This window comes from Citrobacter sp. Cpo069 (assembly GCF_030332785.1).
GTDB classification, from domain to species: domain Bacteria; phylum Pseudomonadota; class Gammaproteobacteria; order Enterobacterales; family Enterobacteriaceae; genus Citrobacter; species Citrobacter portucalensis.
Genome location: NZ_JAOWHD010000042.1, coordinates 371,594 through 390,677 on the forward strand (window position 1 = coordinate 371,594; position 19,084 = coordinate 390,677).

The window sequence follows — 19,084 nt, forward strand, 5'->3', positions numbered from 1 at the left end:
ATAAAAAACCCCCGACAGGCGGGGGTTTAGCAAGGATATGTCACGCCAGAGGAAAATCAGGCGTGAGATTCTTTAACTTCGCGGATGCGGTCCTGATACTCGCGCAGTTTCTGCGGCGTCATCATGCGACGTTGATCGTCGAGCACCACACCACCCACTTCATCGGCAATGTGCTGTGCGGACTGCAGCATCAGCTTAAAGTTTTGCAGCTCGTCACCGTAGGACGGAACCTGCATAAAAATAGTCACGCCAGGGGTGCTGAAATCACCCGTCATTTCGGGATCAAACGTTCCTGGGTTAACCATATTGGCAAGGCTGAACAGCGAAGGACCGCTGCCATCCGGGCTCAAATGACGATGGAAAATATTCATATCGCCAAATTTAAAACCGGCTTGCTGAATGCTGTTGAGCAGCACTTCACCATTGAGTTCGCTACCGTGATGCGCCGCAACGTTCATAATAATGACCGCTTCTTTACGCGGCGGTTTTTCAGCAACAGGCGCTTCTTCAACTACTGGCTCAGGCTGCGGTTGATGTTCAACGGCAGGCTCTGCGGGCTGGAAAGCCTGCGGCGCAGGTTGCGGTGCTTGCTGCACGGGCTGCTGAACCTGCGGAGCAACGGGCTGATGCTGAATCGGCTGCTGCACAGGTGGTTGCTGAACAGGCTGATGCTGCACCGGCTGCTGCGGTTGTACAGGCTGCGGCTGCTGCTGAGCATGCGGCGGCGGTACCGGCGCTTGTGCAGGCTGCGGCGCGGGTTGACGCGGCTGAGCAGACGCATAAGGCGGCTGGTACTGGTGTTGCGGCGACTGAGGAGGAACACCATGTTCCTGCGCGTTACCGGGAGCATGATTCACACGATGAACGCGAACTTCGCCCACGCCTTCGTCTTCCTCGACGTTGTCGTCGAACGAATCCTCGTCTTCACGTTTAGACTTCATGCGTTTCAGTGGGCGATCGCGGAATATAGAAGACCGCTCTTTACGGCTAGTCCAAAAACCATGTACCAGTAAAGCGATTATGGCGATCGCGCCAACAATGATTAATATCAGACGCAAATCCTGCATCATTATATTCTCTGTTGTTCTAACACCTTGCCACCACGGCAAACATTTACTCACTAAGAGTATTTGTCGATTACGCCAAGTGCAAGTGCACTCTTGGCTTTCACGGCATAAAGATGAACAAAATTGTGCTTTTTGCTGTTTTTTCGAACATTTCTGAACAGCTTAACGCTCAACAACCCGGTAAGATACGCAAAGTTTACCAGAGCTTATATAACAAGGAGTATGTCCTGACCATGGTTTCATCATCTGCAGTCGTACCTCGCAGCGGCCTTTATTACTTTTCACAGGGATGGAAGCTCATCACCCAACCGGGCATTCGTCGCTTTGTCATCCTGCCTTTGCTGGTGAATATCCTGCTGATGGGCGGCGCATTCTGGTGGCTATTCACACAACTCGATAGCTGGATCCCCGCGCTGATGAGTCACGTCCCTGACTGGCTTCAGTGGCTCAGCTACTTGCTGTGGCCGATTGTCACTATCTCCGTACTACTGGTGTTCGGCTACCTGTTTTCCACCATAGCCAACTGGATTGCCGCGCCGTTTAACGGTCTGCTGGCTGAACAACTGGAAGCACGCTTAACGGGCGCAACACCGCCTGATACCGGCGTTCTCGGCATCATGAAAGATGTTCCCCGTATTATGAAACGTGAATGGCAAAAGCTGGCGTGGTATCTCCCGCGCGCCGTCGTGTTGCTGATCCTCTATTTCATTCCGGGTATTGGTCAGACCGTAGCCCCGGTGCTGTGGTTCCTGTTCAGCGCGTGGATGCTGGCCATTCAGTACTGCGATTATCCGTTTGATAACCATAAGGTGCCTTTTAAGGAGATGCGCGTCGCGCTGCGCACACGCAAGGTCACCAATATGCAATTTGGCGCATTGACCAGCCTGTTCACCATGATTCCGGTGCTCAATCTGTTCATCATGCCGGTCGCGGTTTGTGGTGCCACGGCGATGTGGGTAGACTGCTATCGTGCTAAGCACGCGTTATGGAAGTAATGCAAAAATGTGTAAAAGCGGGCTGGCTTATGCCCGCTCTTATTCCATACTGCAACGCATTATTTCTTGGTGGCATATAGATATACGAATTCCTTACTTCCCCATACTTTCTCAACAGGTATGCTGAAGCGGTATCCCAATTTCATACAGTTAAGGACAGGCCATGAGTAAGATTTTTGAAGACAACTCGCTGACTATCGGTCATACGCCGCTGGTTCGACTGAACCGTATCGGTAACGGACGCATTCTGGCGAAGGTGGAATCACGCAACCCAAGCTTTAGCGTCAAATGCCGTATCGGTGCCAACATGATTTGGGATGCCGAAAAACGTGGTGTACTGAAACCGGGTGTAGAGCTGGTCGAACCAACCAGCGGCAACACAGGGATTGCGCTGGCCTACGTTGCCGCAGCTCGCGGCTACAAACTGACTCTGACCATGCCTGAAACCATGAGCATTGAGCGCCGCAAGCTCTTAAAAGCGCTGGGCGCGAACCTGGTGCTGACCGAAGGCGCAAAAGGTATGAAGGGCGCGATTCAGAAAGCGGAAGAAATTGTGGCCAGCGATCCGGAAAAATTCCTGCTGCTGCAGCAGTTCAGCAACCCGGCAAACCCGGAAATCCACGAAAAAACTACCGGCCCGGAAATCTGGGAAGATACCGATGGCCAGGTTGATGTCTTTATTTCTGGCGTTGGTACCGGCGGTACGTTGACTGGTGTGACCCGTTACATTAAAGGCACTAAAGGCAAAACCGATCTGATCACCGTCGCGGTTGAACCTACCGACTCCCCTGTTATCGCCCAGGCGCTGGCAGGTGAAGAACTCAAACCAGGCCCGCATAAAATTCAGGGCATTGGCGCAGGCTTCATTCCGGGTAACCTTGATCTGAAGCTTATCGATAAAGTCGTTGCCATCACTAATGATGAAGCTATTTCTACTGCGCGTCGTCTGATGGAAGAAGAAGGTATTCTGGCTGGGATCTCTTCCGGTGCTGCGGTTGCTGCCGCGCTTAAGCTCCAGGAAGATGAAACCTTTACCAACAAGAATATAGTGGTTATTCTACCGTCATCGGGTGAGCGTTATCTGAGCACTGCACTGTTTGCCGATCTCTTTACAGAGAAAGAACTGCAACAGTAGTGCCAGCATGTTAAAAACACGTAAAAAAGCACCCTTTTGGGTGCTTTTTTGTGGCCTGCTTCAAAGTTTCAACTCGCCTGGCATTGATTCAGCCCGCCGGAACTGGTATTTAACCAAACTAATTATTTTGATGCGCGAAATTAATCGTTACAGGAAAAGCGCTAGCTGAATCGATTTTATGATTTGGTTCAACTCTTCCTTTCGCGGCATAATGTTTAATGACGAACGAAACGTCAGCGGCAAGAAGTTGCCAGCAACGGATTGCACCGAACTCCTTTTGTGTCGCGTCCAGTTTACGCCGATGCTAACAATACAGGCTAAAGTTGAGCCGCCAGGCTAGACTTTAGTTCCACAACACTAAACCTATAAGTTGGGGAAATATAATGTTCCAGCAAGAAGTTACCATTACCGCTCCGAACGGTCTGCATACTCGCCCTGCTGCTCAGTTTGTTAAAGAAGCAAAAGGCTTTACTTCTGAAATTACTGTGACTTCCAACGGCAAAAGCGCTAGCGCCAAAAGCCTGTTTAAACTGCAGACTCTGGGCCTGACTCAGGGTACCGTTGTCACCCTGTCCGCAGAAGGTGAAGACGAGCAGAAAGCAGTTGAGCATCTGGTTAAACTGATGGCTGAACTCGAGTAAGTTCAACGAGTTCTTTTAAATATCAGTCACAAGTAAGGTAGGGTTATGATTTCAGGCATTTTAGCATCCCCGGGTATCGCTTTCGGCAAAGCACTGCTGCTGAAAGAAGACGAAATCGTCATTGACCGGAAAAAAATTTCTGCCGACAAGGTTGATCAGGAAGTTGAACGTTTTCTGAGCGGTCGTGCCAAGGCATCTGCGCAACTGGAAGCGATCAAAACCAAAGCTGGTGAAACGTTCGGTGAAGAAAAAGAAGCCATCTTTGAAGGGCATATCATGCTGCTCGAAGATGAGGAGCTGGAGCAGGAAATCATAGCCCTGATTAAAGATAAGCACATGACGGCTGATGCAGCTGCGCATGAAGTTATCGAAGGTCAGGCCACAGCCCTGGAAGAGCTGGATGATGAATACCTGAAAGAACGTGCGGCTGACGTACGTGACATCGGTAAACGCCTGCTGCGTAACATTCTGGGTCTGGCAATTATTGATCTGAGCGCTATCCAGGACGAAGTTATCCTGGTTGCCGCAGACCTGACCCCGTCAGAAACCGCACAGCTGAACCTGAACAAGGTGCTGGGTTTCATCACTGACGCGGGCGGACGTACCTCTCATACCTCTATCATGGCGCGTTCTCTGGAACTGCCTGCCATCGTAGGTACGGGTAGCGTCACCTCTCAGGTGAAAAACGACGACTATCTGATTCTGGATGCCGTAAACAATCAGGTTTACGTCAATCCGACCAACGACGTTATTGAGCAACTGCGTGCCGTTCAGGAGCAGGTTGCAACCGAGAAAGCGGAACTCGCTAAGCTGAAAGATCTGCCGGCTATCACGCTGGACGGACATCAGGTTGAAGTTTGCGCCAACATCGGTACCGTTCGTGACGTTGAAGGCGCCGAGCGTAACGGCGCTGAAGGTGTGGGTCTGTACCGCACCGAATTCCTGTTCATGGACCGTGAATCGCTGCCAACTGAAGAAGAACAGTTTGCTGCGTATAAAGCCGTTGCTGAAGCCTGTGGCTCTCAGGCGGTCATCGTCCGTACCATGGACATCGGCGGCGATAAAGAACTGCCGTACATGAACTTCCCGAAAGAAGAGAACCCGTTCCTGGGCTGGCGTGCCGTGCGTATCGCCATGGATCGTAAAGAGATCCTGCGTGACCAGGTTCGCGCTATCCTGCGCGCCTCTGCTTTCGGCAAACTGCGTATCATGTTCCCAATGATCATCTCTGTTGAAGAAGTGCGTGCACTGCGCAAAGAGATCGAAATCTACAAACAGGAACTGCGCGACGAAGGTAAAGCATTTGACGAGAGCATTGAGATTGGCGTGATGGTGGAAACACCAGCTGCGGCAACAATTGCGCGTCATTTAGCCAAAGAAGTTGATTTCTTTAGTATCGGCACCAATGATTTAACGCAGTACACCCTGGCAGTTGACCGTGGTAATGATATGATTTCACACCTTTACCAACCGATGTCGCCATCTGTGCTGACGCTGATCAAGCAAGTTATTGATGCTTCTCATGCTGAAGGCAAATGGACTGGCATGTGTGGTGAGCTTGCAGGCGACGAACGTGCTACACTTCTGTTGCTGGGGATGGGTCTGGACGAATTCTCTATGAGCGCCATTTCTATCCCGCGCATTAAGAAGATTATCCGTAACACGAACTTCGAAGATGCGAAGGTGTTAGCAGAGCAGGCTCTTGCTCAACCGACAACGGACGAGTTAATGACGCTGGTTAACAAGTTCATTGAAGAAAAAACAATCTGCTAATCCACGAGATGCGGCCCAATTTACTGCTTAGGAGAAGATCATGGGTTTGTTCGATAAACTGAAATCTCTGGTTTCTGATGATAAGAAAGACACCGGAACTATTGAGATCGTTGCTCCGCTCTCTGGCGAGATCGTCAACATCGAAGACGTGCCGGATGTAGTTTTTGCTGAAAAAATCGTTGGGGATGGCATTGCTATCAAACCAACCGGTAACAAAATGGTTGCTCCTGTTGATGGCACCATCGGCAAAATCTTTGAAACCAACCACGCTTTCTCTATCGAATCCGACAGCGGCATTGAGCTGTTTGTTCACTTCGGTATTGATACCGTTGAACTGAAAGGCGAAGGCTTCAAACGCATCGCTGAAGAAGGTCAGCGCGTGAAAGTGGGCGACCCGGTTATTGAATTCGATCTGCCGCTGCTGGAAGAAAAAGCCAAGTCTACCCTGACTCCGGTTGTTATCTCCAACATGGACGAAATCAAAGAGCTGATCAAACTGTCCGGTAGCGTGACAGTGGGTGAGACTCCGGTTATCCGCATCAAGAAGTAATTCTTTTTGCAGAGAAAGATGGCGCCATCAGGCGCCATTTTTTTTATCTGATGGATATCAAAACCCTGCCGGATGGCGCTACGCTTATCCGGCCTACAGCAAACTCCGTAACGTAGGCCGGATAAGACGTTCTCGTCGCCATCCGGCATTAAATCTGTGAGGTGACCGGTCGGTAACACGCCTCGCGCATCAGAATCTTCATCCCTTCCGGCCCGCTTTCCAGCATCCTTCGCTCCGAGTCTGCCACTAACAATTCACAGTCGTAGCCACCCGCAATACCAAACATGGCCCGCGCTACACAGATATCTTCCAGCGCTGCTGCCCCGTTGGTGTCAAAATGTCCAACCATACGCCCATTCTGGCGAACTACCAGCCGGTAACTCTTCATCGCGCCTCCCCTGCCGGTGGCAGAATTAATTCATCACAACCGCACAGGTGCGTCCACGTCATCACGTCCAGCACCCGCTGCGCGGCGTCGTGCGTCGCGGCCGTCAGCGCTTTCCCCAGTACAAGGCCGCTCACCAGCTCTGCACAAAACAGATCGCCAGTCCCCTTCAGATCCGTTTTCACTCGCGGATGGGCTAACACCTCAACCGTTTCAGCCGTCACCACCGCAACGTTAATAATCTCTTCGGTATCCCCCGGCGCGCTGGTTATTACCACCCATTTCAGGGTGTCAGTGAGCAGTGATTGTGCCGCCGTAATGGCTTCATCAAGCGTACGACACGGCTTTCCGCTTAGCATTTGCAGCTCGAACACGTTCGGCGTCAGCCCCTGTGCCAACGGCAGCAGGTGCTGACGATAAGCTTCCGGGATTTCGGCTTTCACATACATGCCGCTATCCGTATCGCCAATCACGGGGTCGACCAAAATGCATAGGTCCGGATGCGTGGCCCGAACGGTTTCCAGCCACTGTGCCAGCAAGGCGATTTGCTCCGCGCTGCCCATGTAACCTGTAGTCACCGCCTTTAGCTCACGCAAGGCATCACGCTCGCTTAAGGCGCGGAGATAGCCGCTAAACCAGTCAGACGGAATAACGCCGCCGTAAAAGGTTTCATAATGCGGGGTATTACTGAACAGCACCGTGGGTACTGCCGTCACGCGTAACCCCTGCGCTTTAATGGCCGGGACGGCGATGCTGTTACCTACGCTGCCATACACCACCTGTGACTGGACGGCGACGATATCGGTCTGTAACGCCCGATTCGTGTCGTCAAAGAGCACTGACTGGATATCACTCTCCTGCTCCATAAATTTCTCCTCTCGCTGGACAGCGGGCCTACGCCTCACTATTATCGTCATATGCTAAAATTCATTTTGTCATAGGTCAATAATGATCGACGGAAAAACCGCTAACGAAATTTTTGACAGTATCCGTCAACATGTCACTACAGGCACGCTGGCAGCAGGCGAAACGTTGCCGCCAGTGCGGGAACTGGCAACGGCATTAAACGTGAACCGCAATACTGTCGCGGCGGCTTACAAACGCCTGGTCACCTCCGGGTTGGCGCAGAGCCTGGGACGCAACGGCACGGTGATTAAGGGGATTACTGCCCCTGTTGCGCTGGAAGGTGGTAATCCGGATACCCCGCTTATCGATCTTTCCGGCGGTAATCCAGCGCCCTCGCGTCTTCCTGACCTGAGTAGTTATTTCGCGAAGATAAATAAGAATCCGCGTTTGTACGGCGATGCCGCTGTGTCACCAGGGCTTAAGGTATGGGCATCACAATGGATGCAAAATGCAATGCCCGGCAAGGGGGAAATTGATATCACCAGCGGCGCCATTGATGCTATCGAACGGCTACTGTGCGCCCATTTACTGCCTGGAGATAGCGTTGTCGTAGAAGATCCATGCTTTTTGAGCAGCATCAACATGCTGCGTTATGCTGGTTTCTCCGCCAGTCCGGCCAATGTTGACCACGAAGGCATGCTGCCGGACCAACTGGAACTCGCGCTACAGAATGGTGCGCGGGCAGTGATTCTGACACCGCGCGCGCATAACCCGACAGGATGCAGCCTGAGCGCTTCACGCGCGGCGCAATTGCAGGAAATCCTGGCCCGCTATCCGCAGACTCTGGTGATCGTCGACGACCACTTTGCGCTGCTATCTGCTTGCCACTGGTATCCGGTGATTGCGAAGGAAACCACGCATTGGGCGATTGTCCGTTCGATGTCGAAAACCTTAGGCCCGGATTTACGCCTGGCCATTGTGGCCAGCGATCCCGTCACATCCGGGAAACTGCGTTTACGGCTCAACTCCGGTAGTCAGTGGGTCAGCCATCTGCTGCAGGATTTAGCCTGCGCGTGCCTGAGTGACGAGACATATCAACACACACTGGCACAAACGCAGCAGTTTTACGCCGTCCAGCAGCAAAAGCTGAATACGGCTCTGCGCCAACATGGCATTGAACTGCCCGTCGGTGACGGTCTGAATCTGTGGTTACCGCTGTCAGATCACAGTCAGGAGATCGCTTTTGCGCTGGCAAAGTCCGGCTGGCTGGTTCGGGAAGGCGAAGTGTTCGGCGTCAATACGCCTGCACACGGTTTACGCATTACGCTGTCAACATTAGAAGACAGCGACATTGATAAGCTGGCGGTTGATATTCATCAGGCGCTAAAGCGCTAACAGGAGAGAAAAAGTGCGAGTTCATTTTGTTATTCATGAGTCTTTTGAATCTGCTGGCGCGTATCTGCCGTGGGCCGAATCACGCGGCTATAGCGTCAGTTGGTCGCGCGTTTATGCCGGAGAAGCAGTCCCTGCGAACGCCGATGATTTCGATATGTTGGTGGTGTTTGGCGGTCCACAGTCACCACGAACCACGCTGGCAGAGTGCCCGTACTTTGATTCTCAGGCCGAGCAGCATCTGATCAACCAGGCGATTGCGGCACGTAAAATTGTGGTGGGGATCTGCCTGGGTTCACAGTTAATCGGCGAAGCGCTGGGTGCGAAGGTGTGCCAGAGTCCGGAAAAAGAAATTGGTCACTACCCCATCGTTCTGACCGAAGCCGGTCAACAGCACCCGCTGTTCAGCCATTTCGGCTCACCGCTTACCGTCGGTCACTGGCACAACGACATGCCAGGATTAACCGACCAGGCGACCATTCTTGCTGCCAGCGAGGGCTGCCCACGACAAATCGTGCAATACGGTAATTTTGTTTATGGTTTTCAGTGCCATATGGAGTTTACGGCTGATGCTATAGAAGGGCTTATTCAACACTCCGAACAAGAACTGGCGGAAGCTAAAGGCAAGCGTTTCATCCGTTCCGTTGAAGAGATGCGAGCATGGGATTATCAGCAGATGAATGAGAAACTGTGGCAATTCCTTGATAAGCTTGTGGAAAAACGTAACGATTAATCATCCCTGGCCGGATAAAACATTATCCGGCCATCGTGCCAGGCAGTTACCTGATGGCGCTGCGCTTATCAGGCCAAAAAGTTAAATTCCCAGCCCCTGGTTAAAGTGCTCTTCGCCAAACACGCCGGTTGAAAGGTAGCGATCGCCGCGATCGCAGATGATCGCCACAACTACCGCGCCGGGCGTAGCACGTGCAACGCGTAACGCGCCCGCGACCGCGCCGCCAGAGCTGACACCGCAGAAAATTCCTTCACGCACGGCCAGTTCACGCATGGTGTTTTCCGCATCATTCTGATGAATATCCAGCACCTCATCCACCAGCGAGGCGTTAAAAATGCCTGGCATATACTCCGCAGGCCAGCGGCGAATTCCCGGAATACTACTGCCCTCTTCCGGCTGCAGGCCAACGATAGTGACCGCTTTTTCTTGCTCACGCAGAAAACGCGACACACCGGTAATGGTGCCTGTCGTTCCCATACTGGAGACAAAATGGGTAATACGACCTGACGTCTGCTGCCAGATTTCCGGTCCGGTGGTGGTGTAATGCGCGTACGGGTTATCCGGATTATTAAACTGATCCAGCAGCTTGCCTTCTCCCCGCTGCGCCATCTCAAGGGCTAAATCGCGCGCGCCTTCCATCCCCTGCTCTTTGGTGACCAGAATCAGCTCGGCACCATAGGCGCGCATCGCCGCACGGCGCTCCTGGCTCATGTTGTCTGGCATCAGCAGCTTCATGCGATAGCCCTTCAGCGCGGCGATCATTGCCAGCGCAATTCCGGTATTACCGCTGGTCGCCTCAATCAGCACGTCGCCTGGCTTAATTTCTCCGCGTTTTTCCGCTTCGACGATCATCGACAACGCGGCGCGGTCTTTCACCGAACCTGCGGGATTATTGCCTTCCAGCTTGACCCAAATTTCACTACCGTTATCCGGCGCCAGACGTTGTAATTTCACCAGAGGCGTATTGCCAATTGTTTTTTCTAATGTGTTCACGTTTTCAGCTCGTAAAAAAACCCGGTAAGCGTAGCGCCACCGGGCGATAACTATGCAAATTAACCTATCAGGCTGATTGCGCCAGGGCAAGTTCCTCTTCACGCGTTTCAATACGCTGGTCGCCGTTATACAAGCGTGCATTTTGCAGCCCGACAAACAGACGTTCGCCGCGGCCAGGGGAATCATCGCCCTGCATGACTACCGTCAACGGTTCGTTATACCACCCCAGGGGTTGCACAACTAATTGGGTGTAGTGTCCTTTCGGGCTGGCTTCCAGCACTTGTACCGGCAACGGCGAATCCAGGCTGGTACGACGGCTCACGTCCACTTCCCACGGGCGCAGGAACAGATCCACCGGTCCCTGATAGCCAGGCGTATAACCCAGCGGCCAGCGGTGTGCGCCCACATGGAATTGGCCGCCACGAATCGTCCCCTGCAGGCGGTTAACCTCACCCATAAATTCCAGGACGAAACGAGTAGCCGGTTCGCGCCATACCTGATCCGGCGCATCAGCCTGTTCGATATGACCCTGACTCATCACCACCACGCGGTCTGCGACTTCCGTTGCTTCTTCCTGGTCGTGGGTAACAAACACGCTGGTAAATTTCAACTCTTCATGCAACTGACGCAGCCAGCGACGCAGCTCTTTGCGCACCTGCGCATCAAGCGCGCCAAACGGTTCGTCGAGCAGCAGGATCTGCGGCTCTACCGCCAGCGCACGCGCCAACGCCACGCGCTGTTTTTGCCCGCCGGAGAGCTGTGCCGGGAAACGGTCCGCCAGATGAGCCAGTTGAACCATTTCCAGCAGTTTGGTCACTTTTGCTTTGATGGCCGCCGCACTCGGGCGCTCACGCCGTGGCAGGACCGTCAGACCAAACGCGATATTGTCGAAAACGGTCATATGACGAAACAGCGCATAGTGCTGGAACACGAACCCCACCTTACGGTCGCGGGCGTGCAATCGGCTGACGTCGGTACCGTGAAAACGGATATGCCCGCTGGACTGATGCTCCAGCCCGGCAATAATGCGCAGCAGCGTGGTTTTGCCCGAGCCGGATGGCCCCAACAGCGCGACCATCTGACCTGAAGGAATATCCAGCGAGATATCGTTCAGCACCTGGGTGCGACCAAAAGACTTCTTAATATTGGCAATCTCAATGCTCATGATTTTCCTCCTGCTGCGCGCGTTTTTCCTGGTTCTCCAGACGCCATTGCAACATGCTCTTCAAAAACAGGGTAATAATCGCCATCAGCGTTAATAGCGCCGCGGCGGTAAAAGAGCCGACCGTGTTGTAGTCCTGCTCCAGTAATTCAATCTGTAGCGGCAGCGATAAGGTTTCGCCGCGAATCGAGCCGGAAACCACTGACACCGCGCCAAACTCACCAATCGCACGGGCGTTGGTCAACACCACACCGTACAGCAATGCCCAACGGATATTCGGCAGCGTAACGCGGCGGAACATCTGCCAGCCGGATGCACCCAGCAACACAGCCGCTTCATCTTCATTGCTGCCCTGGCTTAACATCACCGGCACCAGCTCACGCACCACAAACGGACAGGTCACGAACACTGTCACCAGCACCATCCCCGGCCAGGCAAACATAATTTGCAGGTTATGCTCATCCAGCCACCCACCAAGCGGGCCGTTAGAGCCGTAAAACAGCAGATAGACCAGACCGGCGACCACCGGCGAGACAGCAAATGGAATATCCAGTAACGTTAGTAGTAGTTGGCGTCCGGGGAAGTTAAAACGGGTCACCAGCCAGGCCAGCAACACACCAAACACCAGGTTCACCGGGACCGCAATCAGCGCAATCAGCACTGTCAGCCAGATGGCATGCAGCATGTCCGGATCCGCCAGGTTCTGTAATACCGGCATTAATCCCTTGCTGAACGCCTGCACGAAGATGTAAATCATCGGCACCAGCAAAATAAACGCGGAGACCAGCATGCCCGTGCCGATCAGAAACCATTTCCCCCAGTTGATGCGGGGTGCGCCATAGCGTTTCAATTGGGTAATGTCTGCCATCAGTGACCTACCACACGTCGACCAAAGCGACTTTGCAGAGTGTTAATTGAAAACAGCAGCAACAACGAAGCCCCGAGGATCACAGAAGCAATCGCGCTGGCGGCCGGGTAGTCAAACTCCTGCAAGCGAACAAAAATCATCAGCGAGGTCACTTCCGTTTTCCATGCGATGTTTCCGGCGATAAAAATAACCGCGCCAAACTCACCGAGGCTGCGGGTAAACGACAGCGCAACGCCTGCCACCAGCGCAGGAGACAGCTCCGGCAGCACTACTTTACGGAAACTTTGCCAGCGCGTAGCACCGAGCGTTTCAGCTGCTTCTTCATATTCCGGGCCTAACTCTTCCAGTACCGGTTGCACGGTACGCACCACAAACGGAATGCTGGTAAAGGCCATCGCTACCGCGATACCGAGCCAGGTGTAGGTCACCTTGATATCCAGCTTCGCCAGCCACTCGCCGTAGAAGCCATTAACCGAAAACAGTGACGCCAGCGTCAGACCTGCCACCGCCGTAGGCAGTGCGAACGGCAGGTCCATCAGCGCATCCAGCAGCGTACGGCCCGGAAAGCGATAGCGTGTTAAGATCCACGCCATCAGCAAACCGAACACGCCGTTAAAAATCGACGCCACAAACGCCGACAGCAGCGTCACTTTATAAGCCGCCACCACCTGCGGATTGGTAATCACATCCCAGTATTGCGCCCAGCTCATTTGCGCCAGTTGCATCACCAGCGCGCTCAGCGGCAGCAGCAATATCAGGCAGACAAACAGTAAGCTGGTGCCCAGGCTCAAAGTGAAGCCGGGCAGCACACGTCGGGAAGAAACAGCAAACATTTACTTACGCCCCGCCGCCAGCAATTTGTCCAGCTCACCGCCGCTGACAAAGTGCGTTTTCATCACTTCAGGCCACGAGCCAAACTTATCTTCCACACGGAACAATTCGGTCTGCGGGAATTTATCTTTCAGCTTGTCCATTACCTGCGGGTTATTCACGCGGTAATAGAAATCGGTAATGATGGTTTGCGCCTGCGGGCTGTACAGCCAGTTCAGGTAAGCTTTCGCCGCTTTTTCAGTACCGTTGGCCTGCACATTTTTATCTACCCAGGCCACCGGGAACTCCGCCAGAATGTTGACCTTCGGCACCACCACTTCGAAGCCCTGGTCTTCGTACTGTTTACGGATATTGTTCACTTCCGATTCAAAGGTAATCAGTACGTCGCCCAGACCGCGCTCCACGAAGGTGGTAGTTGCACCACGACCGCCGGTATCAAATACTTCCACGTTTTTCAGAAACTGGGTCATGAACTGTTCGGTTTTGGCTTTATCCCCACCGTCCGCTTTATCTGCCGCGCCCCACGCTGCCAGATAGGTATAGCGTGCGTTACCGGAGGTTTTCGGGTTCGGGAAAATCAGCTTCACGTCCGGGCGAACCAGATCGTTCCATTCGTGGATATTCTTCGGGTTGCCCTTACGCACCAAAAACGCCATGGTGGAATAGAATGGCGAACTGTTATTCGGCAGGCGGCTTTGCCAGTCGGCAGGGATCAGCTTGCCTTTGTCATGCAGGATCTGCACGTCGGTCACCTGGTTATAGGTCACGACGTCAGCTTTCAGCCCCTGCAAAATCGCCAACGCCTGTTTTGATGACCCGGCATGAGATTGTTTAATCGTCAGTTTGTCGCCGCCGTTATCTTTCGCCCATTGCTGTTCAAACGGCGGATTAAGGGAGGCAAACAGCTCGCGGGAAACATCGTATGAACTGTTCAGCAGTTCCGTTGCCTGCGCCTGCCCCACCAGCAACAGCATGGCTGCCAGCGTCAGTGTTCTTTTTTTCAGTAAGTTAACGGCCATTGCGCACCCTTATAAATTAAATGACTTTCTTATGGTCATCATATTTATAACCAGTGCTAAAGGAGTAACGGTTTTATATACCGTTTGATGATTTGAAAGTTGAAAAGAGAATAAGGGGTACCTCCTCCCCAGCACATGGGGAGGAGACCGGCATCAATCAGACGCCGACGCTTACGCTTTCAGGCAAAGTGCTGCCGCCATCAATCACGTTTTGCGTGCCAGTTAAATAACTGGACTCATCCGATGCCAGGAACGCCGCCAGTTCACCGACCTCAAGCGGGCAGGCCAGACGACGCATCGGGATCGCTTTCGCCATTTCGACTAAAACGGATTCAGGATCTTCCGGGTTAGACTGACGCGCAATGCTTTCCGCCATCGGCGTACGAACGTAGCCAGGGCAAATGGCATTCACGCGAATGCCGGACTGCGCATATTCTACCGCCAGGGATTTGGTCAAACCGATGATCGCGGCTTTCGACAGCGCGTAGGCCGTTTCGCCCGGGTCAGCAACCATATCGCCGGTCACCGATGACATCATCACGATGCGCCCATCTTTGCGCGCAATCATCTCCGGCAGAACGGCTTTCGTCACGTTCCAGACGCCTTTAATGTTGATATCAATGTGAAAATCGCGATCTTCATCGCTCATATCAAGGAAGTTGCCGAGGCGGCATACGCCGGCATTGTTGACCAGAATATCGATTTTGCCTTCAATCTGCTTCGCGCGCGTCACCGCTTCCTTGACCGACGCAAAATCTCTGACGTCAGCGTGAACAGCTGTGCAACGGTGCCCTCGCCCAGCCAACTCATCCGCCAGTTTTTCAATCTCATCGGAGATATCCAGCAGGATTAAGTTCGCACCATGGCGGGCAAACGTTCTGGCGATACCCTCGCCAATACCCTGAGATGCGCCCGTAATCAATGCTGTTTTGCCCGTGAGTTTTCCCATTTCAATATTCTCCTTTTGAATATGAAGCCTTCGCTTCATTCACGCAGAAGATACAGCAATAACAAATTAGTGCTGAGGAATAGCTCACTAAATCAGGTTAATCTCAGGTAAAAAAAATCCCCGACGATGCGGGGATGTCTATTTCGTGGCCGATAACAGGATCAGCTCGCCATTACAGCGCCATTAAACGGTCCAGCGACGGTGCAAAGTAATAGCCGCCGGTTACCGGTTTGGTGAAGCGCAGCATCGCATCACGCTTACCGTCGGTGTCACCAAACATGCTCAGCAATTGTTGTTCAATGTTGTGCAGACGAGCGCAGTAGGCGCAGAAATAGAGACCGTGCGTGCCGCTGGCAGTACCGTATGGCAGGCTCTGGCGCACAATTTTCAGCCCTTTACCGTCTTCTTTGAGGTCAACACGGCTCAGGTGAGAGGTGACCGGACGGTCATCACCGTCGATCTCTTCGTTGGCTTCCTTGGTGCGACCAATCATCATTTCCTGGTCATGGATGCTCATGCGATTAAGCTGCTTCAGGTTATGTTCCCAACGCTGCACAAACACATAGCTGCCACCGGCATCCACACCATCTTTGATAACGGCAACTTCACGGCGCGTTTCTTCGCCTGCCGGGTTTTCCGTACCGTCAACAAAGCCGCTGAGATCGCGCTCTTCGACCCAACGGAAACCATGGATTTCTTCTTTAACTTCAATACAGTCGCCAAATGCTTCCATTGCCGCCTGCGCAACAGAGAAATTCACGTCATGACGCAAAGAGAGAATATGGATCAACACGTCATATTGGGTTGCTGGTGCCAGACCTTTACCGTAAGGGATAAAGTCTTTTAACTCTTCAGCACCGACGCCGCCACTCAATGCACGCCAGGTGTTGTTGCCAAAAGCGACAACCGCGCCCAGATGCGCATCCGGGAACTTAGCTTCAAAGGTCGCCAGCTTATCGGCGAAGGTTTTGCTGGCCGCACGCAGGGCATCAACGTCGCCTTTAACATTGGCTTCAATCCAAATCGCCGCACGGCAATGTTCTGGCAAAATGCCACTCTGAACCTGAGACATTGTTCCTCCTGAAAAAAAGATGCCACGACATCGTGGCATTGATGGGCGCTATTCTACCTGTTTTTTTAACAAGCCGATTTGTTCAGACGCAAATTAACGCCGCCAGATAATTTTGCTTACTTTCCACGCTTTCAGCGTGTCGTCAGACGGCATTATATCCTCAGGTCCGCTCCATTCACCGGAAAAAATATAGCTAATATGTTGACTTCCCTCAGCTTTACACTCAACGCCCGCGCTGTCATCGCCGGTTGCTTTTTGGCAATTACCATAAGCTTTAGTGTAAAGGTCGCTAAACGGTGTACCTATTTCGACACCCGCGGCTGACGAAATATCGTGATCTAATACATCAATACGACTGATGGTTCCCTGGCTGCCGTTGATGACTATCGCCAGCTTGTCGTCTTTCATCGCTTCATAGAAGCGCACCACATTACCGTTATCGGTCTTCATTCCGCTACGCAGGCGGTAATCACCGTCCAGCGCATCAGCAATGGCTTTTTCATCCAGCGGCGTAGCGCCCGTTAACGCTCCTACGCCCTGCTCTGTGACCTGCGTTGAAGAACCAAACCAGTTCCACGGATTGGCGGCAGACCAGTTCACCGAGGACAACGTTGAACACCCGGCCAGTAGCAGCGGCATCGCGCATAAAGTCAAACGCAGTGATTTCATTTCACTTCCTTCCTTATTTATCAACGTTGCTTGGAGTCCGGTTTCCCCAAAAAGTGCCGTTATTCTTTCTCAAGGGAAAAACAGGCGCGCAGACGTTGATTGGTTAACAGCCAGATCAGCGCGACAATATCCGCCACCAACAGCGCCAGCCCGACGCCATTGAGAGGATCGCCTGCCAGCCACATCACCGGCTGCCAGCACAGCAGCACCAGTTGAGCGAGAATCAATAATCCGCGCAGCCAGCGCCAGAGCACCGGAAACGCAAAGCGTCGCCCACTGAGTAAAAACGCCAACACGGCGGGAACGCCGGGAAGCAACCCAAGCCAGAATGCGTCATGATCGGGATAAAACAGATTCAGCAAGGTGTTGCCCTGCTCACGGGAAGAACCGGCAATCACAAACAAAACCCAGGTGCGTGCCTGCAACAGCAGTACGCACCAGAAGAGAAAAGGCAGGCGCAGACGCCCATGACCGTCATAGTCGGCCGGATGAAACTCAGTACTCTTCATCTTCGATCAAACGCTTGCCCAGATTGAGTACATCCGCATGTTCATAGCCCAAACGTTCATACATGCCCTGTACGACGTCGTTATCGTCACGCACCATGATTTGAATCTTCGGACAACCGCGGGCAATGAGCTTTTTCTCCAGCCGGTTGAGCAGCGCATTGGCGATGCCGCGACCGCGAAACTCAGGATGCACGCCCAGGTAATAGGCGGAACCGCGATGCCCGTCGTATCCGCCCATCACCGTACCGACCACCTCGCCGTTCACTTCAGCAACGAGGAACAAGCTGACGTCATGATTGACTTTACGTTCGATGTCCATTTCAGGGTCGTTCCATGGACGCAGCAAATCACAACGCTCCCAGAGGGTGATCACCTCTTCGAAATCTTCCTGGCGAAAAACGCGTATTTCCATGGTATTGGGTACCTTTTCAGGACGTTAAAAAGCGATTATGGCGCGAACGGCTGATTTAGCCAATATCTGACGCGAAGCGGCGGAAAAAATGGCATAATACGGAATTGTCACGTATTGAAATGAAAAGTAAAACAATTCTTATCTCGATCCGTCGCAACGGACTACGCGATACGATATAACGTTTAGAACCTTTTTTTTACAACTCAGGCCGTATGAGCACTTTTAAACCACTAAAAACACTCACATCGCGCCGCCAGGTGCTGAAAGCCGGGCTGGCCGCCCTGACGCTGTCAGGCATGTCACAAGCCATCGCTAAAGAAGAAGCGCTAAAGACCAGCAATGGACACAGCAAACCGAAAGCGAAAAAATCCGGTGCTAAGCGCGTTGTTGTCCTTGATCCGGGGCACGGAGGGATTGATACCGGCGCAATTGGTCGCAACGGGTCGAAAGAAAAGCACGTGGTACTGGCGATTGCCAAAAATGTGCGCTCGATCCTACGTAACCAGGGGATTGATGCACGCCTGACCCGCTCCGGCGATACGTTTATTCCGCTCTACGATCGCGTCGAGATCGCCCACAAACATGGTGCCGATCTGTTCATGTCGATCCACGCCGACGGTTTTACCAATCCGAGCGCTGCGGGTGCTTCGGTCTTTGCCTTATCCAATCGCGGCGCCAGTAGCGCCATGGCGAAATATCTGTCCGATCGTGAAAACCGGGCCGATGAAGTCGCCGGAAAGAAGGCCACTGACAAAGATCATTTGTTGCAGCAGGTGCTGTTCGATCTGGTGCAAACTGACACCATAAAAAACAGCCTGACGTTAGGCTCGCATATTCTTAAGAAGATCAAGCCGGTACACCGTCTGCACAGTCGCAGTACGGAACAGGCCGCCTTCGTGGTGCTAAAATCACCTTCGATTCCGTCGGTCCTGGTCGAAACCTCGTTCATCACCAACCCGGAAGAAGAACGATTGCTGGGTACGGCGGCGTTTCGTCAGAAAATCGCCACCGCTATCGCCAATGGCATCATCAGCTATTTCCACTGGTTTGATAACCAGAAAGCACACTCGAAGAAACGTTAAC

Annotated in this window: 21 protein-coding genes; 8 read left to right on the forward strand and 13 right to left on the reverse strand. The window is 52.9% G+C overall.

All coding sequences use genetic code 11. The features are described from left to right. Positions 1-56: 56 nt before the first annotated feature. Complete coding sequence (gene zipA, locus OGY08_RS06245; protein WP_219013483.1) at positions 57-1,070, reverse strand: cell division protein ZipA; 1,014 nt, start codon at positions 1,068-1,070, stop codon at positions 57-59. 230 nt (positions 1,071-1,300) lie between these two features. Here zipA and cysZ point away from each other — a divergent pair, with 230 nt between their 5' ends. From cysZ to crr, 5 genes are all read left to right on the forward strand, one after another. Further along, positions 1,301-2,062 (forward strand): sulfate transporter CysZ, encoded by a 762-nt coding sequence (gene cysZ / locus OGY08_RS06250; protein ID WP_057066948.1) that lies wholly within the window; start codon positions 1,301-1,303, stop codon positions 2,060-2,062. Positions 2,063-2,225: 163 nt separating this feature from the next. Next, on the forward strand, positions 2,226-3,197 hold the full coding sequence (cysK, locus tag OGY08_RS06255) for a cysteine synthase A (RefSeq protein WP_003038091.1): 972 nt from the start codon (positions 2,226-2,228) through the stop codon (positions 3,195-3,197). 383 nt (positions 3,198-3,580) lie between these two features. Next, positions 3,581-3,838 (forward strand): phosphocarrier protein Hpr, encoded by a 258-nt coding sequence (gene ptsH / locus OGY08_RS06260; protein ID WP_002913505.1) that lies wholly within the window; start codon positions 3,581-3,583, stop codon positions 3,836-3,838. A 45-nt stretch (positions 3,839-3,883) separates the two neighbouring features. Continuing rightward, positions 3,884-5,611 carry a phosphoenolpyruvate-protein phosphotransferase PtsI gene (ptsI, locus tag OGY08_RS06265; RefSeq protein ID WP_008785405.1) on the forward strand — a complete coding sequence of 576 codons (1,728 nt, stop codon included), beginning with the start codon at positions 3,884-3,886 and terminating at the stop codon, positions 5,609-5,611. 40 nt (positions 5,612-5,651) lie between these two features. Further along, a complete protein-coding gene (crr, locus tag OGY08_RS06270; protein ID WP_000522253.1) occupies positions 5,652-6,161 on the forward strand; it encodes a PTS glucose transporter subunit IIA in 510 nt (169 codons plus the stop codon). Between the two features lie 148 nt (positions 6,162-6,309). On the opposite strand, the gene OGY08_RS06275 is transcribed toward crr, so the two are convergent. Together OGY08_RS06275 and pdxK are read right to left on the reverse strand one after the other, a co-directional pair. After that, complete coding sequence (locus OGY08_RS06275; RefSeq protein ID WP_008785406.1) at positions 6,310-6,549, reverse strand: hypothetical protein; 240 nt, start codon at positions 6,547-6,549, stop codon at positions 6,310-6,312. After that, positions 6,546-7,412, reverse strand: coding sequence for a pyridoxine/pyridoxal/pyridoxamine kinase (pdxK, locus tag OGY08_RS06280; RefSeq protein WP_125363149.1), 867 nt, complete (start codon positions 7,410-7,412; stop codon positions 6,546-6,548). The genes OGY08_RS06275 and pdxK overlap by 4 nt, the downstream gene beginning before the upstream one ends. Before the next feature lie 82 nt (positions 7,413-7,494). On the opposite strand from pdxK, the gene ptsJ reads away from it, so the two are divergent. Together ptsJ and OGY08_RS06290 are read left to right on the forward strand one after the other, a co-directional pair. Beyond that, positions 7,495-8,787, forward strand: a complete 1,293-nt coding sequence (ptsJ, locus tag OGY08_RS06285) for a MocR-like B6 salvage transcription factor PtsJ (protein WP_125363148.1) — start codon at positions 7,495-7,497, stop codon at positions 8,785-8,787. 13 nt (positions 8,788-8,800) lie between these two features. Beyond that, positions 8,801-9,517, forward strand: coding sequence for a type 1 glutamine amidotransferase (locus tag OGY08_RS06290; protein ID WP_071446817.1), 717 nt, complete (start codon positions 8,801-8,803; stop codon positions 9,515-9,517). An 81-nt stretch (positions 9,518-9,598) separates the two neighbouring features. On the opposite strand, the gene cysM is transcribed toward OGY08_RS06290, so the two are convergent. From cysM to OGY08_RS06340, 10 genes are all read right to left on the reverse strand, one after another. Further along, a complete protein-coding gene (gene cysM / locus OGY08_RS06295; RefSeq protein WP_048215810.1) occupies positions 9,599-10,510 on the reverse strand; it encodes a cysteine synthase CysM in 912 nt (303 codons plus the stop codon). A gap of 67 nt (positions 10,511-10,577) precedes the next feature. Next, positions 10,578-11,675 (reverse strand): sulfate/thiosulfate ABC transporter ATP-binding protein CysA, encoded by a 1,098-nt coding sequence (gene cysA / locus OGY08_RS06300; protein ID WP_100272048.1) that lies wholly within the window; start codon positions 11,673-11,675, stop codon positions 10,578-10,580. Continuing rightward, a complete protein-coding gene (gene cysW / locus OGY08_RS06305) occupies positions 11,665-12,540 on the reverse strand; it encodes a sulfate/thiosulfate ABC transporter permease CysW (protein WP_003038064.1) in 876 nt (291 codons plus the stop codon). The genes cysA and cysW overlap by 11 nt, the downstream gene beginning before the upstream one ends. Beyond that, the gene (gene cysT / locus OGY08_RS06310) at positions 12,540-13,373 is read right to left on the reverse strand and encodes a sulfate/thiosulfate ABC transporter permease CysT (RefSeq protein WP_003038061.1); all 834 of its coding nucleotides are present in this window, start codon (positions 13,371-13,373) and stop codon (positions 12,540-12,542) included. Before cysT ends, cysW begins: the two co-directional genes overlap by 1 nt. After that, complete coding sequence (locus OGY08_RS06315) at positions 13,374-14,390, reverse strand: sulfate ABC transporter substrate-binding protein (protein ID WP_286565844.1); 1,017 nt, start codon at positions 14,388-14,390, stop codon at positions 13,374-13,376. Positions 14,391-14,547: 157 nt separating this feature from the next. Next, complete coding sequence (gene ucpA / locus OGY08_RS06320; protein ID WP_003835020.1) at positions 14,548-15,339, reverse strand: SDR family oxidoreductase UcpA; 792 nt, start codon at positions 15,337-15,339, stop codon at positions 14,548-14,550. 172 nt (positions 15,340-15,511) lie between these two features. Beyond that, positions 15,512-16,411 carry a porphyrinogen peroxidase gene (yfeX, locus tag OGY08_RS06325; protein ID WP_003835022.1) on the reverse strand — a complete coding sequence of 300 codons (900 nt, stop codon included), beginning with the start codon at positions 16,409-16,411 and terminating at the stop codon, positions 15,512-15,514. 93 nt (positions 16,412-16,504) lie between these two features. Then, positions 16,505-17,080: an RpoE-regulated lipoprotein gene (locus OGY08_RS06330; RefSeq protein ID WP_032944164.1), complete on the reverse strand. Its 576-nt coding sequence runs from the start codon at positions 17,078-17,080 to the stop codon at positions 16,505-16,507. A 59-nt stretch (positions 17,081-17,139) separates the two neighbouring features. Further along, positions 17,140-17,589: a DUF2919 domain-containing protein gene (locus OGY08_RS06335; protein ID WP_008785415.1), complete on the reverse strand. Its 450-nt coding sequence runs from the start codon at positions 17,587-17,589 to the stop codon at positions 17,140-17,142. Next, the gene (locus OGY08_RS06340) at positions 17,576-18,001 is read right to left on the reverse strand and encodes a GNAT family acetyltransferase (protein ID WP_003038048.1); all 426 of its coding nucleotides are present in this window, start codon (positions 17,999-18,001) and stop codon (positions 17,576-17,578) included. Before OGY08_RS06340 ends, OGY08_RS06335 begins: the two co-directional genes overlap by 14 nt. A gap of 212 nt (positions 18,002-18,213) precedes the next feature. Between OGY08_RS06340 and amiA the strand changes: the two genes are divergently transcribed. Then, the gene (amiA, locus tag OGY08_RS06345) at positions 18,214-19,083 is read left to right on the forward strand and encodes an N-acetylmuramoyl-L-alanine amidase AmiA (RefSeq protein ID WP_003038046.1); all 870 of its coding nucleotides are present in this window, start codon (positions 18,214-18,216) and stop codon (positions 19,081-19,083) included. The last annotated feature ends 1 nt before the right edge of the window (position 19,084 follow it).